Below are 17063 nucleotides of genomic sequence, written 5' to 3' on the forward strand. Positions count from 1 at the left end.
AAGGGGAGTTATTATGATGGACTTGATTTATGTGGAAGTACTCAATGATTCAAATATTACTAAGTACATTTCGTTATTAAGGAAAACATCATCTAAACCTATTAAGGAACTAAAGCAGGCCATTGAATTAGGAAAACCTGTTATTGAATGTGATTATTATGACACGGAAGAATTGAAATCATTAGTAATCATTATAGAACAGCTACTCTCATTGGGAGCTAGCGTTAAAATCTATGAAAATGACAGAGAAATAACACTTGAGATGTTAAAGAACCTGATCGAAACTTATGAAGGCATTGCAAAAGACCGAGAAGAAATGGATGAGTTACTATTTGGTGATGATGATTAATACTTATTGAATGATGAATTGAAAATATAAATAATATGTATCTCTTCTGCCTTGATTGGCTATTGCCTTTCAAGGTTTTTTATGTTTATATCCGAGAAAAAGAGGGACTTTTTTTATTCCATTTTCTCATGCGATAGAGGCAAGAAAAACGAACGCGAATATCGAGTCCAAGAAGGTGCGCCTACGGACCCTGATCTTATAGCATCTTCGCTGTTTGTTTGGTGTCCGTTTTTTATTTTCGCAACTTTTCAGTCACACCCCGCGATCACTAGGGTGTCAAAAGGAATCTGAAATATGAAAAAGACAAAAAAGCACACACAAAGAAAGCCGGAGAAATTCACTGAACGGGATTTAAGGAACCTGATGGATACAAACAAGCCTATCTACAAAAGAGCCAAAGGCGGGGCATTCAGACAACGATAAGGGGGATTGATCATGAATAAGAAAGAGATCGAAAAGTTGATTAGTAGCTATCATTGGATGGCAAAAGAGGTCCGGAGGTTGCAAATGGTGCTTTACGGTTCTGATATCCCTATGCGGAGCTGGGGCGTTGCTCAATACGGTTTAGAGGCAGCCATGCCACAGGGAAGCCCCGGCAAGAGTCAGGACGTGCTAAGGGATATGTATTTGAGAGAAGAACGGCTTTTTAAACGTCTTGAATATTTTGAGGTCCGCGTATATGCGATTGAAGTAGCAGGCGAGAGTTGAATATCTTGACGTTAAAAACATGAGGGTGTGCTACTATACGGAGCCGATCGAAGTAGAATTCACATTTCGGGAGCACAATGAAATCAAAACGATGAAGCGGAAGAAAAGATTCCGGAAGTACGTTCAGATGGTAGATGGAAAACAGGTCTTCTTCAAGGAATACGGGGATCCGCGAATTATGAATTTGCGGACTGGCAAATATGAAGCCAACACTCCAGAGGAGCTTCAAGCTAACGAAGTCATTCACTTCAAGCTCGGCAGCGGTGCTTATGGCGTTCCCCGTTGGATTGGGCATATCGTAAATCTATACGGGGCTAGAAAAGCGGAAGAACTGAATTACATGTACTTTAAGCAAGGCAGGCATATCCCGGCAGCCATCACGGTGGAAAATGGGATGCTTTCCGAAGCATCTTATCAACAGCTGCAGGAGTACATGAATGATCTCGAAGGCACAGAAAACGCTCATAAATTCCTTCTGCTTGAAGTAGAGGGCATACCAACTGAAAAAGGCATTACCGGGGAAGAGGATGTTTCATCCGTCAAAGTTGATATTAAGTCCCTGGGCGAAATTCTACAGCAAGACGCCCTATTCCTTGAATATGACGAGAAAAGCAGAAGCAAGCTTCGTTCTGCCTTCCGCTTGCCACCGCTTTATACAGGGGAAGCACACGAGTATAACAAGGCGACCGCGGACACCGCTCGAAAAATCACAGAAGAACAAGTCTTTCAGCCAGAAAGATCATAACCGGTAAACTGAATAATTTGTTTCTGTCAGATTTGAATATTTATCATGCTCAGCTTACTTTAAAAGGTCCAGACTTCCGTGATCCGATGGAGATTGCCAAAGTGTTGGGACCTTTTATTAATGCCGGCGCTGTATCTCCCAACGATCTACGGGATCTGGCTGGCCGTGTGCTTGGGAAAACACTTGAAGAATGGCCGGAGGATGAATACAGTCGGCCGCTTGGGAAAGCACAAAACAATTCTTCTGATCCGCTGCAGGCTTTTTTTCAAAAATCAAAAGACAATCGGTCAGAGGATTTGATCATGTTGCTGAAGGATATGAGGGATGTCCTCGAGGAGCTGAAGCAAAATGAATAAGACCGATCAGCTATTAAACAGTCTGAACACCTTTATTCAAAAAGCCGAGGAAGATGATGAAAAATCACTCGTGGAGGTTATACCTGATTTCCCCGGCCTTTCTAAAATACCCGGTTATGTCCAGGAATATGAAAAAAAGGTCGCCAGATTACTCAGAAGCCAGCGTAAGAAGTTTTTAAGTGGTCTGAATGATTTTAAGCAAAGACTCAAAAGAGACGTTAGAAGCCATTCTGGTGTATTTTACGCAGAATCTATTTGCAGGGGATGACTTCGAGGAGCAATTTCAGGAGCTGACAGAAGGTTTCCTTCAGCAGACCATTGAGGAGCTGGCTTCTGTCATCATGGATTCATTGGATCCGGAAGTCCGGTTTAAAGCTATTTCGAGTCGTTCAACTAACTGGAGCAAAGGTTGGTCTGAGGAGCTGGCCGAAATCATGAAATTAAATACCCATGAAGCGGTAGAAAATGTTCTGACAGAAGCCATCGAGAACGGTTCTTCTATTCAGGACATTGAATTGACTCTCCGGGACATGCCGCAGTTTGATAGATCGCGAGCGCGGACAACGACCATAACTGAAGTGCTTGCCGCTTCCCCTGCAGCGCAGCAGGAGGCTTATTCTCAATCACCAGCTGTCATCGGGAAAAAGTGGAGGCACAGCGGAGGAAAGAAAAACAATCCTCGGGAAAATCATATGGCTCTCGATGGAATGATTGTTGGAGTAGATGAAGAATTTACGATCCCGGGGAGCGGTGAAACCTGCATGCATCCGAGGGATTTTTAAAGCTGTCAGCAAAGGAACGAGTCAACTGTCATTGTGTTTTATCACCTGTGGTTGATAACAAAATTTTAGGGTTGTCAGCTGAGGAAAAAGAAGAGATTCGAAGAGAAGCCTTAGCAAATATGGAATAAAGTAGTATAATAGCCTCATTATATAATAGTGGGGTTTTAATATGGATTGGAATGCTTTTGTTGGGTTTATAAAGGAATACTTACCTGTTATTACTGTAGTTTTATCAGCGTTTATTGCATTTATTTCAACTATTCGACACAAAGACCTTGAAAGGTTTTATAAAAATGCTGAAAATAACTTAGAAAAAGTAATCGAACCTATGTATCTTAAGGTTAAAAACATCGAGAATATCAAGGATGGACAACATAAAATTGAGCTGATTAAAGACTTTTTCGATATTTATGATTCGAAAAAAATGAATATCTCAAAGCTTGGGAATAGACAGTTGATTAATAAATTTTTTGAGACTGAGAAGGCATTTAATCAATATATTCTTAAATTTGATGAAGAAAGTTTGAAATCATTATTCTTTAAAGTAAGGAGTCTAAAATATAATCTTGAAAAAGAGTATTGGAGGCTGTTTGAGACTATATATAAGGACTACAACTGGTATAAAAAAACTGTAGATATGAATTATTTATTTCGCTTTTTTTTAAGAATCTCTTTTTTTATTGAAAGTACCTTATATGCAGTTACTTGGATATCATTTGGTTTTGTAATGTTTGTAATTTTTGACGGAGTGTCTGTTAGTGAAGCAGTTTGGGTTGAAAACTTTAAAGAAGATTTTTTTTCTGCACTTATAATTTTCATTTCGTCTCTTGCCACCCTTTATATTTCTATGTTTATTAATTTTGCTTTTGCAGACGATACAAAACAGAAAAAAAAATTCGTCGATTATGCATCGGCAGGTTTAACTTATGTATGGAATAAGATGTCTTTAAAAATTCGAGAATGGAAAGAAGAACGAGCTAATCGCAAAGTAGAAAGAGAACGAGAAAGAGCTAATCTCAAAGAAGAAAGAGAACGTGCTGCCCGCTCAGAGGAAAATGATTAGGCTTGAAAGGAGGTGAAACAATGCCTCGAGAATTGGTAAACGCAAAAATTACACACGTTTCTTACGTTGACAAGGCTGCTAATCAAAAGCAGTTCTTTTTTATGAAATCAGAAAAACAGCCGGACTTTCAGAAAGAAATCAAGGTCCTGACAAAAGCGGATGATGAAAAAAAGCTTGTATACGGGATTGTATATGAACCAGATACGCCAGACGCTCATGGAGATTTCATGACAGCTGTCGAAATCGAGAAAGCCGCCCATGGATTCCTGAAGGATGCCAGGCAGATTGATAAGCAACATGATTTTCAAGGCGGCGTCGGTGAAGTGGTGGAATCCTATGTCGCGCCGACGGACTTTGAGATCAATGGTGAAACCATAAAAAAGGTTTCTTGGGTGCTTGTCACAAAAGCTTCAGATGAGGTCTGGGAACGGATCAAAAAAGGCGACATCACCGGTTATTCAATGGCCGGGACCGCCGAAACAATCGAAAAACAAAAAGAGAAGCCTTTTTCTCCTTATGCCAATGAAGAGAAAGGGCTTTTTAATTTGCTTAAAAATTTCTTTTTAGGCAAACATGAGGAGCCACAAACACCAGTAGGAAAAGCCGGCCGGAAGTTTTCGGCCTCCAACCTGAATGAAATCAAAAACGCTCATGCCGCTCTCGGCAATTTGCTGAGTCAGGCAGAAGCAGAAAAGGAGGAAGACGAGTTGAAAAAAGAAGATATTGAGAAATTGCTTGATGACAAATTAAACCCGATCACCAAGCGACCTGCTGAAATTGAAAAGGAAGCGGAATCTGCAGAGGGCGACGGAGAGGATGAAAAACAAGAACAGTCCGTCATCAAGCAAATGGATGAGCTGCTTGAACAAAAGCTCTCGCCTATTCAAGACCGGCTGGAAGCTGTTGAAAAGAGCCGCGGTATTTCAAAACAAGCGGGATCTGATCAAGAATCAGAAGAGTACATAAAAATACCAGACACCTTACTAAATAAGGTGTTTTTTTATTGGAGGCGATACATCATGGATATTAGAACTATACCAGTAGAAAAGATTAACCCTGCTCCATATAATCCGCGCATTGATCTGCAGCCAGATGATCCGGAATACGAAGCACTGAAACAATCTATGAAACGGTTTGGAGCAGTTGAACCGTTAGTTTGGAATGAAAAGACGGGAAACCTTGTCGGCGGTCATCAGCGGTTTAAAATTCACATGGAGGAGAAGCCGCGTACTCTCCAGGTGTCAGTTGTAAATCTGGATGAATCCGAAGAAAAAGCGTTAAACCTGGCTCTTAATAAAATTAGCGGCGATTGGGACGATTACAAACTTGAACAGGTTTTGGAAGACCTGCAGCACAATAATTTTGATCTATCCCTTACAGGCTTCTCAGAAAGTGAAATAGATGAAATCTTGGGAGAGCTGGCTGAGCATGAAGGCAACGAAGGAAAATCAATGACAGCCAGGAATTAGACCTGGATGATTATGAAGATGATCATTTCCAACATACCTGCCCCAAATGCGGATTTTCATTTAATGAATAGATGATTACATGGAAAAGAAAGAGTACCGTTGGAAGTTGGGCGATTTAAAAAACATCAAGAAAAATGGCCTTAAAGTATTCAGTACATTCTCTTGCGGCGGGGGTTCCTCTATGGGCTATAAGCTCGCCGGCTACGATCTTTTGGGGAACTGTGAGATCGATCCGCAAATGATGAAGATTTACAGGAAGAATCATAATCCGAAATATCCTTTTCTTATGGACATCAGAGACTTTAACAAAATGGAAAATCTGCCTGATGAATTGTTCGATTTAGATATTTTTGATGGTTCCCCGCCCTGTAGCGTATTTTCTATTGCGGGTGATCGGGAAAAGGCTTGGGGAAAAGAAAAAGCCTTTCGTGAAGGACAGGCCAAACAGTCACTTGATGATCTATTTTTTCATTACCTTGATGCTGTTGAAAGGTTGCGGCCAAAAATCTTTGTGGCCGAGAATGTCAAAGGAATGGTCAGTGGAAATGCAAAAGGTTATAGGAAAGAGTGCAGGATTTGGTAAAGTAACAGGAAGAATTTCTGCTGATCATAAAGTACTTTGGAGGCTAGATTACGATCCTGAAAAGGGATCTCATATAAATGTTGAAGATTATCGAAATGGAAAGGGAGACAAAGCAAAAAAAGTTTATATTCCTTTTGAGGGTAATGAAAAAACATACAAAACCCTTTTAAGACATTTAAATAAATAAGGAAGTGTTTAATATATGACTTTGTATGAAGAATGTTTAGAAGCATTAGGGGATCATAAAAAAGTTTTATCAAACGAAACAACAGAGAAATTTCATCAAGAACTTGCATCAAAATATCCATTTACATCTTGGGGAAGAATTCAATGGGAGTTAGTGAAGAATCACAAGTCTATTGAGTATGCCGAGGATATAGATGACTGGTTGACTGAGAATAATATAGAGGATAAAGAAATCATTCTACTATGGAGTTTCGGTGATTATCCAGCGATTAAAACAGAGTTAGATAATGCATTAAAGGTTATTGATGATGTAACTGCAGTGGGCTCAGACACTTTCATGTACAGTCCATATGGATTTGTAATTGAGTTTTTTCATGATGGAGATGTAACCATTGGTATGGCTAATAATTATAGAACCGACTGATGGTATCGTTCTGCGTTTTAAAAAGCATTTAATCCCTGATTAAGTGCTTTTTTAAATCCGAGAGAAAGGGGAACTTTTTCCGGACCTTTTTGTCATGCGAAATTGATGATGAAGGTCGTCTGCTTCACAGGAGGAGCGGCTGAAGTCTCTACAGTATCGAACGCAAGCGTTGATATTTCATTACGATGTTTATTTGCTAAGAAGAGACTCTGCATGCTCAATCCAAAATTGGAAAACCAGATAGGCTGCCAGATGATAATGACGGAGGACATTTAATTGATTCTAACTTGGGCATCTTTCCTGATCATGAAGATAAGCTCGCCCTATATGAAGGAGTTGCTGTTTAAGGGTTAGTAGAATATTATCTAAGTAGGTGAAGAAATGAAATTAGCAACAACAGAATTATTAAAAGAGTTGTCAGAATACCAATTTTTCAACTGGGAAGATGATGAACAAAACGAATTTAATTTAATTATTGGTATGCCAGATGAAAAATTGAAGAAAAAAGACTTTTACAGTTCTTTTGGATTTGAATCAGTCGAGAACCCCTATTCTGAAATTTGCATTGAATCAAAAGAATGGATTGAGTTAGAAGATCAATTCTTTAAATGGGTCACCCCTTATTTAACCAATTTTGAAAATACAATAATTACTCCTTTTTTAAGTGCGTATTGGGAAGGAGAAATAGATTTAGAAGATATAGATGATCAAGATCAAGAGCTTAGCATCGCGTATAAAGAGTATAAAAATTTTCTGATTTCTAAAGGGTTATACAGTATGGAACCAACTTTGCTTGAAACATGTAGAGGATATAAGATCGAAAATATTAATGAATATTCCATTATTGGGAAGATGGCGGCAAGATCAAATCAATACCTATTCTTTTCAGATCATAATAAAGTTTTTATGTTTACTGACGCTCTTACATTGAAAATTTATTTTAAAGATCAGGATGTTATGGAAAAAGAAAAGGATTTGATTAATAAAACCTTGAATCCTAAGTTTTTATAAAGGCTAAGACAAACAACTTGCGGACACTGAACTTACGCTTGATGCGTTCGTTTGGTGTCTCTTTTTATATTAAGGAGGGGGTTATAATGTCTGCTGAACATTTGTCTTTTCTGCCATCCATAGACGAGAAAGAAACAAATACGGAGCTGAAAAAATTTGTCAGGTAGACAGGGCGCTCAAATACAGCCTTGATGATGAGTAAAGATCATAAAGGCCAAGTATCCCCTCTGAAAAATCAAGGACTTTGAAATTGATATGGGGATCGGGCTAAAAAAAGATAAATCAGATCAAGTGCCAAACCATTTATCATTTGGCAACAGCCCCTCGGAATTACTTGAGGGCTGTTGTTTTAAGAACAAAAAAGCAGGCAAATAACCTGCTTAAAAACTCATTTTGCCCTTGAAAAAGACTCGCAAAATCAAATCTCGGGTCTTTCTATTAAGCAAAGAGAGGGCCAACAAAGCGAGAAATGTTACTTTGCGATGCAATTTTTAAATTGCCGCTCCAGCTCCTCTTTGTCCAAGTTCTTTCCAATGAAAACAAGTTCGCTTTGTTTTGTCTCGTTTTCGTTCCACTTGCGATCCGGACGTCCTGAAAACAGCATATGCAACCCTTGGAATACGATTCGATATTCTTCCCCTTTAATAGAAAGGATCCCTTTATAACGTAATAAATCTTCGCCTTTTTCCCGTACGAGATAACTCATCCAATGATCCACTTTTGCCAAATCAAGAGGCTTCTCTTCCCGAAAAGCAATAGAAGACACTTTATCATCATGATGATGGTGATGATGATCCTCTAGAAAATGAGGGTCGATTTCAAGTTTTCGATTGACGTCAAACGTATTGATCCCCAGGATATCTTTTAAATTGATCTTGCAATCTCTGGCATGCAGCCTCTTAGCCGCAGGATTAATGTTGACAAGTCTTTGCTCCAAGGATTCCAAATCGTCATTTGATACTAAATCTGTTTTATTGAGGATGATGACGTCAGCAAAAGCAATTTGTTCTTGAGCTTCATCCTGATCATCCAGATGTCTGGCGATATGCTTGCTGTCTACTACCGTGACGATGCTGTCAACTTCAAATATGTCGGACAGCAGCTCATCCATAAAAAAAGTCTGGGCAACAGGTGCTGGGTCAGCCAGTCCTGTTGTTTCGATTATAACCCGGTCGAATGCAACTTTCCCTTGATCCATTGAGAATACAAGAGTTCTCAGAATGCGAATCAAATCTCCGCGGACCGTGCAACAGATACAGCCGTTGTTCATTTCCAAAATTTCTTCTTCAGAATCAACGACGAGCTGATTGTCTATCCCGACTTCTCCGTACTCATTGACAATAACCGCAATCTTTTGATTGTGTTTTTCTGTAAGTATTCGATTTAAAAGTGTGGTTTTCCCGGCGCCTAAATATCCAGTGAGAATAGTGACAGGAATTTTCTTTTTAGTTAAAGGCATGATCATTCGACCTCATTTACAATTTTTTTGATACTTTGATTACTTTTTCTTTGTCTTTTGGAATCCCGGCGATGACGCCAGATGAACGTTCGAAACGTTGGCCATCATACAAATGACTTGCTTTTTCTTGATAATCTTCATTGGTACAAAGCGAGTCAATCAGGAGGGGGACATCCTCCGGTTTTAAATCTTTATACCATGTTCCTTTCGGATAGTGGATGACCACGCACTTATCTTGGCATCTTCCATTACACCGCGTGCGCGTTGTATGAATGACATCGTCAAGCTCCCGGTCTGAAATTTCTTGCCGAATCACTTGAGTCAGTTCCTCAGCTCCGACCCGATTGCAGCTGCTGCCGTTGCATATAAAGATATGATGTTTCATATTACTTAAATCCCATGTCGCCATATGTATCTTTCCTCCAGGTAAAACAGAATTATTACGATTTGAAAGCGGTAAAATGATAAAGAACTAAGTAAGCCCCGGTCGATAACTGTCCCGAAAGGTGAAACCGATAACCGGGGAGACAGTGGGGTAAGCTCCGCATTTCATCGTCACCTTGAGCTTTTCACTCCTTTCGCAAGCTCTCTATTCAGCCTTCTCTTGCCGCCTTTGGTTGTTTATTTATATGGTCTCTCTTTCAATACGGCAAACAAAACGTAATTATTACGATTTAAAAATCATTTTATCTCTTTTTCAAGTCAAACGCAAATAGAAGAGGTTAAACGGTGCCAATGAGATCTGAGCAGCTTCTTTTTCAGCCAGAGCCTATCTGGCTCAGGGGAGGGTTTGCATTATATTATTGTACTGAATATAAAAGAACTTTACCCCTTTTCCTAAGCTGGAAAAATTGATAAAATTTTTAGCGGAGAATGAAAAAACACGATTCGGTTGGTAGTCCGGATGCATGATTGATCATGCCAGTAACCTTCCCCTCCTCGGGATGTCCGTCATTCTCTGAAGTACATGTTGATGGAGGAGGGAATCGTTATGAAATTAACGGTTTACTATGATGGTCAGTTTTGGATAGGAGTCATTGAAGTTGTGATTGAAGGTAAGCTGAGAGCCGTCCGGCATTTGTTTGGCAAAGAGCCGAAGGATTCGGAAGTTTTGCATTTTGTTCATCATCAACTTTTACAGGCACTGTCACAAGCAGATCAGGAAGGAGTTAGGCTGGACGCCCGCCGCCCGCGCAAAATAAATCCGAAAAGGCTGCAGCGGCAAGTGTCTAAAGAATTGAAAAATGCTGGTGTGTCTCATAAGGCGCAAGAAGCGATAAAACAAGAGCTGGAAGCAAGAAAACGAAAGAAAAAGCGGCTGACAAAAGAGCAGCGGGAAAAGGAAAAAGAACAAAAGTATTTACTCAGAAAGCAAAAAGCGAAACAAAAGCATAGTGGAAAATAGAATTTCTTTGGAGCAAAGTGAAGCTCAATAGAGGCGCGTTTTCCTGTATTGTATTAAAAAAAGGCTCTTTTTAAAAAGAGCCTTTCATAATGGAGTCAATAACGATAAGCAAGAGGGGAGAACATGTAAAATAAGGAGAAGGTCATAGGTTATTGCTTTTTAAAACAGAACCATTTTAGAACTTAATAGCCTCCATAACCACCGCCGAACCAGCTGGCACCAATGATGATTAAGAGAATGAACAGGACAACAATTAAAGCAAAACCGCTTCCGTATCCGTAACCTCCGCTCATTTGTTTCACCTCCCTAAAGATACATAGTTTATCCTATGTATCTTTATCAATTCGGTATAGGATATTGATTTACATTTTTAAAAATAGTTGACCCATTTGCAACTGCGCCCTCATGCGGAGTCTTCGTGCAGAGAGGATGAAAATGGTGATTGGCGTCCTTTAAACGGAATATAATGCAATAAATCCACCGAAAAGGGCGCTGAGTAAATTGAATTTTCAATTAACTGAGGGAGACATGCTTTATATCATTAGAAACGGCCTTCAAACAACACAGTATCCCAAGCAAGTAATGATCGTTGGTGCCGGGTTGTCCGGGCTTGTCGCAGCGTCTTTATTAAAGAGTGCCGGGCACAGAGTGACGATCGTGGAAGCGAATGACAGAGTGGGAGGACGTGTTTTTACTTCCCGTGCGCCCTTTAGCGAAGGGTTGTATTTCAATGCCGGTCCGATGCGCATCCCCGATATTCATACTTTAACGATAGAATACATTAAGAAATTTAATCTGCCTGTCAATGAGTTTATCAACAGAACCCCCATGGATATTCTTTACGTCAACGGCGTGAAAACTCGTCTTCATGAGTTTGAAAGATATCCGGGTGTTTTAAGATTCCCGGCTGCTCCCCATGAGCAGGGGAAAACGGCTGAACAGCTGATGCTTTCTGCATTGCAGCCTATCCTCAATTTTATCAGCCAAGATCCGGCGAGAAATTGGCGTATTGTTGAAAAACAATACAGAAACGAATCGTTGGGCTCTTTTCTCAACACTCATTTTTCACACGGCTCCATTGATATGATTGGTGTGCTTTTGGACATGGAAGCGTACATGGGATTGTCACTTGTCGAAGTATTAAGGGAATCGATCTTTTTTACATCGCCGTCTCGTTTCTATGAGATTACAGGTGGCATGGACTTGCTGACGCAAGCTTTTCTTCCGCAATTAAAGGGCGATATTTTATTTGGTCATAAATTGATGAAAATATCTCAAACTGAAAACAATGTGACAGCCCATTGTATCCACCAACAGTCGGCAGAACATTCAGCTCTGACAAGTGATTTCACAATCGTAACAATTCCTTTTTCAACTTTGCGATTTGTGACCTTTGAGCCGTTTGATTCGTTTTCCTACCATAAGCGGAGAGCGATTCGGGAGCTTAACTATATTGCCGCGACAAAAATAGGAATCGAATTTAAGAGCAGGTTTTGGGAAAGAGTCGGGCAGCGCGGCGGGAGATCCATTACCGATTTGCCGATTCGCTTTTCATATTACCCAAGCAGCGGCATAGGGGCACACGGTCATGCTGTTATTTTAGCGAGCTATACGTGGGCTGATGAAGCGCTGATATGGGACAGTCAGCCGGAAGAAGAGCGGATCCGCTATACGCTGAAAAATTTAGCGAGAATATATGGAGATATCGTGTATTCCGAGTTTGTATCAGGCGCTTCTTTCAGCTGGACGCAAAATCCTTTTTCAGCGGGAGCATTTACAGCTTTCGAACCTGGTCAGGAATTGGAGCTGTATCCTTATATTCCTATGCCTGAGGGAAGGGTGTATTTTGCCGGGGAGCACGCTTCCCTCACTCACGGGTGGATGCAGGGAGCGATTGAATCGGGAATACGGGCGGCATATGAAGTGAATCAGTCCTCCCGCGTGTAACCATGAACTTTGCAAGTATTGAAGGAATGGGAAAGAGTCGCTTTTAAAAGGCGGCTCGTTCGTTTTTATTTAAGGCAAACAGACGGATCATGCAATAAACGCCGATCGGCTGCTTCCTAAACAGTAAGAAATGTGTTCCCCTTTCTTAAAAACAAGTTTTTAAGAACTTCATTTATAAAAAATTTTAATGCTTATGATACAATTGAATTGTAGATGTAACACGATGAGCGATAAGTGTTTTGCTGAGGTGCATGATCGGATCGCCCGCATTTTTTCGTTAAGAACCCCTCTTTTTCTAACAATAAAAAAGCCCCCAAATCGAGTTTTCCCTTAGGAAAGGCTCATGACATACCGGATGGAATGGTTTAACATTCCGCCGGGCAGAATAGCTTCGAAAGGATTGAATCACATTGAATGCTGCTCATGAACGAAACATCATGCTTTTGCTTCTCTGTTTGACAGCAGGTATTGTAGATGTGATTGGGTACTTAAGTATCGGTCACGTATTTACTGCTAATATGACCGGGAATATCGTACTGTTAGGATTATCAATCGGCAATTCTCTTCATGCGACCGCCGTGTACTCGCTGATCGCATTGTTCGGATTTATCATCGGCGTGATTATTTCAGCAGCCATTGTCGGAAAACAGGAAAAATCGTTCTGGCCGTCAGGCGTCACGATTGCACTTGCTGTTGAAGCAGCCGTATTGCTTCTATTTGCTTGTCTGACTTTCTATGAAAGTTCGCCAAACTTTTTGATCTTGCTGTTAAGCATGGCGATGGGGCTTCAGACTACAGCAGCCAGAAAGCTCGGCATAGCAGGGATTTCCACTACTGTCCTAACGGGGACGCTCGCAAACTTTTTCGAAGATGTGACAAAACGGTTCCTCAGCAAAAACGACCAAAAGGTCATCCATAAGGACGCATGGCTTCGCGCTTTGACGATTGTGCTCTATTGCCTGGGGGCCGTCATCGCCGCACTTGCTGAGCCTGCGCATCCGTTTGCCGTGATTTGGATTCCAATCGCAATCATTATTGGGATTATTGCGATTGCAGGCACAAAGTTTCACGGATGGAGTGAAGACTGAAGGACGGGTCCCATACACGAGCATACGCGAACATCGTTTGTTACATACGTTTTATGAGGGTGCCTGTTCGGGTAAAAGAACGGGGGACAGCACCAGTATCGGTTAAGATTGGGAGGAGGATAAATGGTTGGAACACATTAATATGGAGCAGTTTATTTTATTAGCGGCCTTATTGCTGATTATCGGTGTACTGACAACGAAATTTTCGACAAGGCTCGGAGTGCCCGCTCTCGTCTTGTTCTTGATTGTCGGGATGGTCATGGGGAGCGACGGTCTCGGAATTATTTATTTTAATAATCCCGAGTTAGCCCAGCTGATCGGAGTTATCGCACTCGTCGTCATCCTTTTTGAAGGCGGTCTGCAAACAAAATGGTCTTCAATCAAAGCGGTCGCCGTTCCTTCATTGTCGCTCGCAACGATTGGCGTTTTGCTGACCACCTGTGTGGTTGCGGTTGCGGCCAAACTGATTTTTAATGTTTCCTGGATGGAAGGCTTTTTATTCGGAGCGATTGTCGGTTCTACAGATGCGGCCGCGATTTTCGCCGTTTTGAAAGGCCAGAATATTAGAGACAGATTGAGCTCTACACTGGAAGCAGAGTCGGGTACAAATGATCCGATGGCGATGTTTTTGACTTTATCGCTCATCCAGCTGCTGACGGCTGATCATTCATCTTATTTCATGCTTGTGATTTCATTTTTCTGGCAGATGGGAATGGGGCTTTTGCTCGGATATGTACTCGGGCGGTTCGCCAGCTTTGCCATCAATAAAATCAACTTGGATTCAAGCGGACTTTATCCGATCTTTGCTCTTGCTTTTGCGCTTCTTACCTACAGTCTTACAGATGTCATCGGGGCGAGCGGCTTGCTTGCCGTCTACATTGCTGCGCTTGTCATCGGAAATCAAGATTTGACTTACCGACATTCTATTTTCAGGTTTAATGAAGGCTTTGCCTGGATGATGCAGATTTTGATGTTTATTATTCTAGGATTATTGGTTTTTCCTGCCCAATTTTTATCTTTCGATATCATTTTCAAAGGCTTCCTGCTTTCGCTGATTTTAATTTTTATCGCCAGACCGGTTGCCGTTTTTCTGTCGACCATCAAAATGGGCTTTCATTTTAACGAAAAAATCTTCTTGTCGTGGGCCGGATTAAAAGGGGCCGTTCCGATCGTTCTCGCAACATTCCCCATGACGATGGGGCTTGAAAACAGCCAATTGGTCTTCAATGTCGTATTCTTCGTCGTTTTAACATCTGCTTTGATCCAAGGATCAACCATATCGGTCTTCGCAGAAAAATTGAAATTGAACGGACCGCAGAAAGTCGAAGCGCCGCATTCGCTCGAGCTTGTTTCCATCGGCAAGGCGAACGCCGAAATTATCGAATTTGAAGTCGATGACCAAACAGCCATCACCGGGCAGGCACTGAAAGACATCAGCTTTCCGAAAGATGCCCTGATCAATGCGATCATCCGAAACGGGGATTTGGTCACGCCGCACGGAGAAACGAAAATTAAATCAGGCGATATTTTGTATATTCTCGTATCGAAAAAACAAAAAAAGGAACTGAAAAAATTATTAAACAGGGAATTTGATTAAGCTTTCGGAAAAGCACAGGACAAGGCTGGCTTGCTCAGTATGTCACGAATAAAGGTCAATGAAGGGTACTGCACCGGTATTCTTCATTGGCCTTTTTTTGCAATGTGAAAGTTCAGCTTATGTTCCTTACATTGATCCCTTTGTTGATCAATTGTATAATTTAAAAATCAAATATGAGGAGGCGCATGAATGATGAAGTGCAAAAAAATAAATGGGTTAACATTTGAGGGGAAAGCGCATCATTAACCCTATAAACTGCGTGATTCCCCTATAATTTTGGGGGTATCATTCAATTGAAAAACAGTAAAATGCAGTCCTTCAAGCATCAAAAGAAGGCGTTTTGGTGGCTTAGCTTTGTCGCTTTCTTCAGTGTGATGAACGAAACCGTATTTAATGTTGCATTGCCGGACATAAAAAATCAATTTGGCGTGTCGCCTGCCGCGGCAAATTGGGTGAATACGAGTTTTATCATTTCCTTTGCTGCTGGTTCGGTCGTTTACAGCAGGCTTTCTGATATGTATGGTGTCAGAAAGCTGTTTGTGGCCGGACTAATCATCTATGGCGGAGGTTCATTAATAGGTCTTTCGGCTCAGTCTTATTTCACGGCCGTGATCTTTGCGCGCTTTGTTCAAGGAGCCGGGGCTTCCGCTGTACCCGCGCTTATCCTGGTCATCATTACACGCTATGTTCGTCCGGAGGGCCGGGGCAAAGCGTTCGGCCTTGTCGGATCACTAGTGGCAATGGGCGAGGGAATAGGTCCGGCTATCGGCGGAATGATTGTACATCATATTCATTGGTCGTTTCTGTTCCTTCTTCCGATGGCGGCGCTGATGTCGATTCCTTTCTTCCTCAGAAATATGCCTGCTGAAGCCGCTGTAAAAGCAAATCTGGATATCATTGGGATCGTCCTGCTGACAATCAGCATTGTGATGTTCGCTGTATATATATCGCTGTATCATGTCTTTTATTTAGCGGCGGGCATTTTTTGCTTGATTGGAGCTGCGGTTCATACCCGATATGCGGAACATCCTTTTATTGACCGGTCTTTAATCAAGAATCGCAGATATATAGGCGTCGTTTTGGCAGGATGTGTCGTATTGGGAAGCGTTGCGGGAATCGTCTCTGTCGTTCCATATATGATGAGAGTCTTGTTCAGTTTAAATGCCGATATTATCGGAAGCGGCATTATGCTTCCGGGTAGTGTGGGCGTTATCTTTTTCGGCGTCGCGGGGGGAGCCCTTACCGATCGCTTCGGCAGCCGGTTTGTTTTTACTCTTGGATGGTTATTGATCTTGGCAACCATAGCGGCCGCGTCACAGTTCGGTGACCGGACACCATGGTTGATGACGATGCTGCTCGTGTTTATATTTGGCGGTCTTTCATTTGTGAAGACGTCGATTTCCAATAGTGCCGCAGAAAGCTTGGAAGAAGAGGCTGCAGGCGCTGGAATGGGGATGCTGAATTTTGCCTGTTTTTTATCTGAAGGAATAGGCGTGGCATTTGCAGGAGGCTTGATGGCAGTGCGCGGGTTCGGCTATTCTGCGCTTCCGGCAATGGACAATGCCTGGGGCGCTGTATTCAGCCGCTCGTTTGCCATATTCACAGTCTTTGTATTGGCTGGCGGATTGCTATATTTATTGACTTGCAAACGCAAAAAATCTTAACATATTCGAATGGTTGGGCGGGACCGCCCAGCCGTTTTTTATGTTGTATGGATTTTCTGAAACATGATGAAAGTAAAGGATGAAGAAATTATGAAAGAAGCATCGGCACCTTTGAAATTGACGGACTGACAATTGAATATTCGCGAATAGGTGAAGGGAAGCCGATTCTAGTGATGCATGGAGGCATTTGAATTGAATTTGGGTATCAAGAGAGGTTGACGTAGAGT

Annotated in this window: 11 protein-coding genes and 8 pseudogenes; 16 read left to right on the top strand and 3 right to left on the bottom strand. The window is 41.6% G+C overall.

Annotated features, from left to right (window positions below; all coding sequences use genetic code 11):
• Positions 1–16 precede the first annotated feature (16 nt).
• The 11 genes and pseudogenes from MKZ04_RS04695 to MKZ04_RS04745 all read left to right on the top strand — a co-directional run bounded on the left by MKZ04_RS04695 (position 17) and on the right by MKZ04_RS04745 (position 7676).
• On the top strand, positions 17–349 hold the full coding sequence (locus tag MKZ04_RS04695) for a hypothetical protein (RefSeq protein WP_059230555.1): 333 nt from the start codon (positions 17–19) through the stop codon (positions 347–349).
• Positions 350–784: 435 nt separating this feature from the next.
• Positions 785–1051, top strand: a pseudogene (locus tag MKZ04_RS04700) (sigma-70 family RNA polymerase sigma factor); the annotation flags it as partial.
• A pseudogene (locus MKZ04_RS04705) lies at positions 1047–2158 on the top strand (phage portal protein); the annotation flags it as partial. The pseudogenes MKZ04_RS04700 and MKZ04_RS04705, both read left to right, overlap by 5 nt.
• A pseudogene (locus MKZ04_RS04710) lies at positions 2151–3068 on the top strand (phage head morphogenesis protein). The pseudogenes MKZ04_RS04705 and MKZ04_RS04710, both read left to right, overlap by 8 nt.
• A 41-nt stretch (positions 3069–3109) precedes the next feature.
• Entirely contained in the window at positions 3110–4003 is an 894-nt protein-coding gene (locus MKZ04_RS04715; protein ID WP_146873761.1) for a hypothetical protein, read from the top strand.
• Positions 4004–4023: 20 nt separating this feature from the next.
• Positions 4024–4950, top strand: a pseudogene (locus MKZ04_RS04720) (XkdF-like putative serine protease domain-containing protein); the annotation flags it as partial.
• Between the two features lie 72 nt (positions 4951–5022).
• Positions 5023–5543 (top strand): annotated as a pseudogene (locus MKZ04_RS04725) (transcriptional regulator).
• An 8-nt stretch (positions 5544–5551) separates the two neighbouring features.
• Positions 5552–6037 (top strand): annotated as a pseudogene (locus MKZ04_RS04730) (DNA cytosine methyltransferase); the annotation flags it as partial.
• Positions 6030–6242, top strand: a pseudogene (locus MKZ04_RS04735) (hypothetical protein); the annotation flags it as partial. The pseudogenes MKZ04_RS04730 and MKZ04_RS04735, both read left to right, overlap by 8 nt.
• Positions 6243–6257: 15 nt before the next feature.
• A complete protein-coding gene (locus tag MKZ04_RS04740) occupies positions 6258–6665 on the top strand; it encodes a CDI toxin immunity protein (protein WP_145624317.1) in 408 nt (135 codons plus the stop codon).
• Between the two features lie 381 nt (positions 6666–7046).
• Positions 7047–7676, top strand: coding sequence for a hypothetical protein (locus tag MKZ04_RS04745; RefSeq protein WP_145624319.1), 630 nt, complete (start codon positions 7047–7049; stop codon positions 7674–7676).
• 472 nt (positions 7677–8148) lie between these two features.
• Here MKZ04_RS04745 and MKZ04_RS04750 read toward each other — a convergent pair whose 3' ends face one another.
• Both MKZ04_RS04750 and MKZ04_RS04755 read right to left on the bottom strand, forming a co-directional pair.
• Entirely contained in the window at positions 8149–9141 is a 993-nt protein-coding gene (locus tag MKZ04_RS04750; RefSeq protein WP_026579711.1) for a CobW family GTP-binding protein, read from the bottom strand.
• Between the two features lie 10 nt (positions 9142–9151).
• A complete protein-coding gene (locus MKZ04_RS04755; protein WP_020451475.1) occupies positions 9152–9544 on the bottom strand; it encodes a (2Fe-2S) ferredoxin domain-containing protein in 393 nt (130 codons plus the stop codon).
• A 509-nt stretch (positions 9545–10053) separates the two neighbouring features.
• On the opposite strand from MKZ04_RS04755, the pseudogene MKZ04_RS04760 reads away from it, so the two are divergent.
• Positions 10054–10540: pseudogene (locus MKZ04_RS04760) on the top strand (YjdF family protein).
• A gap of 182 nt (positions 10541–10722) precedes the next feature.
• On the opposite strand, the gene MKZ04_RS04765 reads toward MKZ04_RS04760, so the two are convergent.
• Positions 10723–10833 carry a YjcZ family sporulation protein gene (locus MKZ04_RS04765; RefSeq protein WP_020451477.1) on the bottom strand — a complete coding sequence of 37 codons (111 nt, stop codon included), beginning with the start codon at positions 10831–10833 and terminating at the stop codon, positions 10723–10725.
• Between the two features lie 235 nt (positions 10834–11068).
• Here MKZ04_RS04765 and MKZ04_RS04770 point away from each other — a divergent pair, with 235 nt between their 5' ends.
• The 4 genes from MKZ04_RS04770 (at position 11069) to MKZ04_RS04785 (ending at position 16836) form a co-directional block, all read left to right on the top strand.
• Positions 11069–12487, top strand: coding sequence for a flavin monoamine oxidase family protein (locus MKZ04_RS04770; protein WP_341047067.1), 1419 nt, complete (start codon positions 11069–11071; stop codon positions 12485–12487).
• A gap of 410 nt (positions 12488–12897) precedes the next feature.
• Positions 12898–13575, top strand: a complete 678-nt coding sequence (locus MKZ04_RS04775) for a YoaK family protein (RefSeq protein ID WP_341045403.1) — start codon at positions 12898–12900, stop codon at positions 13573–13575.
• A gap of 127 nt (positions 13576–13702) precedes the next feature.
• Positions 13703–15172 carry a potassium/proton antiporter gene (locus tag MKZ04_RS04780; protein WP_035338707.1) on the top strand — a complete coding sequence of 490 codons (1470 nt, stop codon included), beginning with the start codon at positions 13703–13705 and terminating at the stop codon, positions 15170–15172.
• Between the two features lie 293 nt (positions 15173–15465).
• Positions 15466–16836, top strand: coding sequence for an MFS transporter (locus tag MKZ04_RS04785; protein ID WP_020451481.1), 1371 nt, complete (start codon positions 15466–15468; stop codon positions 16834–16836).
• Positions 16837–17063 lie beyond the last annotated feature (227 nt).

The sequence above is a fragment of the Bacillus sp. FSL W7-1354 genome (assembly GCF_038002405.1).
Taxonomy (GTDB): domain Bacteria; phylum Bacillota; class Bacilli; order Bacillales; family Bacillaceae; genus Bacillus; species Bacillus paralicheniformis.

What these genes read in the sequence shown, in the direction of transcription:
- MKZ04_RS04740 (WP_145624317.1), top strand. Translation starts at nt 6,258, where the DNA reads ATGACTTTGTATGAAGAATGTTTAGAAGCATTAGGGGATCATAAAAAA.
- MKZ04_RS04715 (WP_146873761.1), top strand. Translation starts at nt 3,110, where the DNA reads ATGGATTGGAATGCTTTTGTTGGGTTTATAAAGGAATACTTACCTGTT.
- MKZ04_RS04750 (WP_026579711.1), bottom strand. Translation starts at nt 9,141, where the DNA reads ATGATCATGCCTTTAACTAAAAAGAAAATTCCTGTCACTATTCTCACT.
- MKZ04_RS04755 (WP_020451475.1), bottom strand. Translation starts at nt 9,544, where the DNA reads ATGGCGACATGGGATTTAAGTAATATGAAACATCATATCTTTATATGC.
- MKZ04_RS04695 (WP_059230555.1), top strand. Translation starts at nt 17, where the DNA reads ATGGACTTGATTTATGTGGAAGTACTCAATGATTCAAATATTACTAAG.
- MKZ04_RS04765 (WP_020451477.1), bottom strand. Translation starts at nt 10,833, where the DNA reads ATGAGCGGAGGTTACGGATACGGAAGCGGTTTTGCTTTAATTGTTGTC.
- MKZ04_RS04770 (WP_341047067.1), top strand. Translation starts at nt 11,069, where the DNA reads ATGCTTTATATCATTAGAAACGGCCTTCAAACAACACAGTATCCCAAG.
- MKZ04_RS04745 (WP_145624319.1), top strand. Translation starts at nt 7,047, where the DNA reads ATGAAATTAGCAACAACAGAATTATTAAAAGAGTTGTCAGAATACCAA.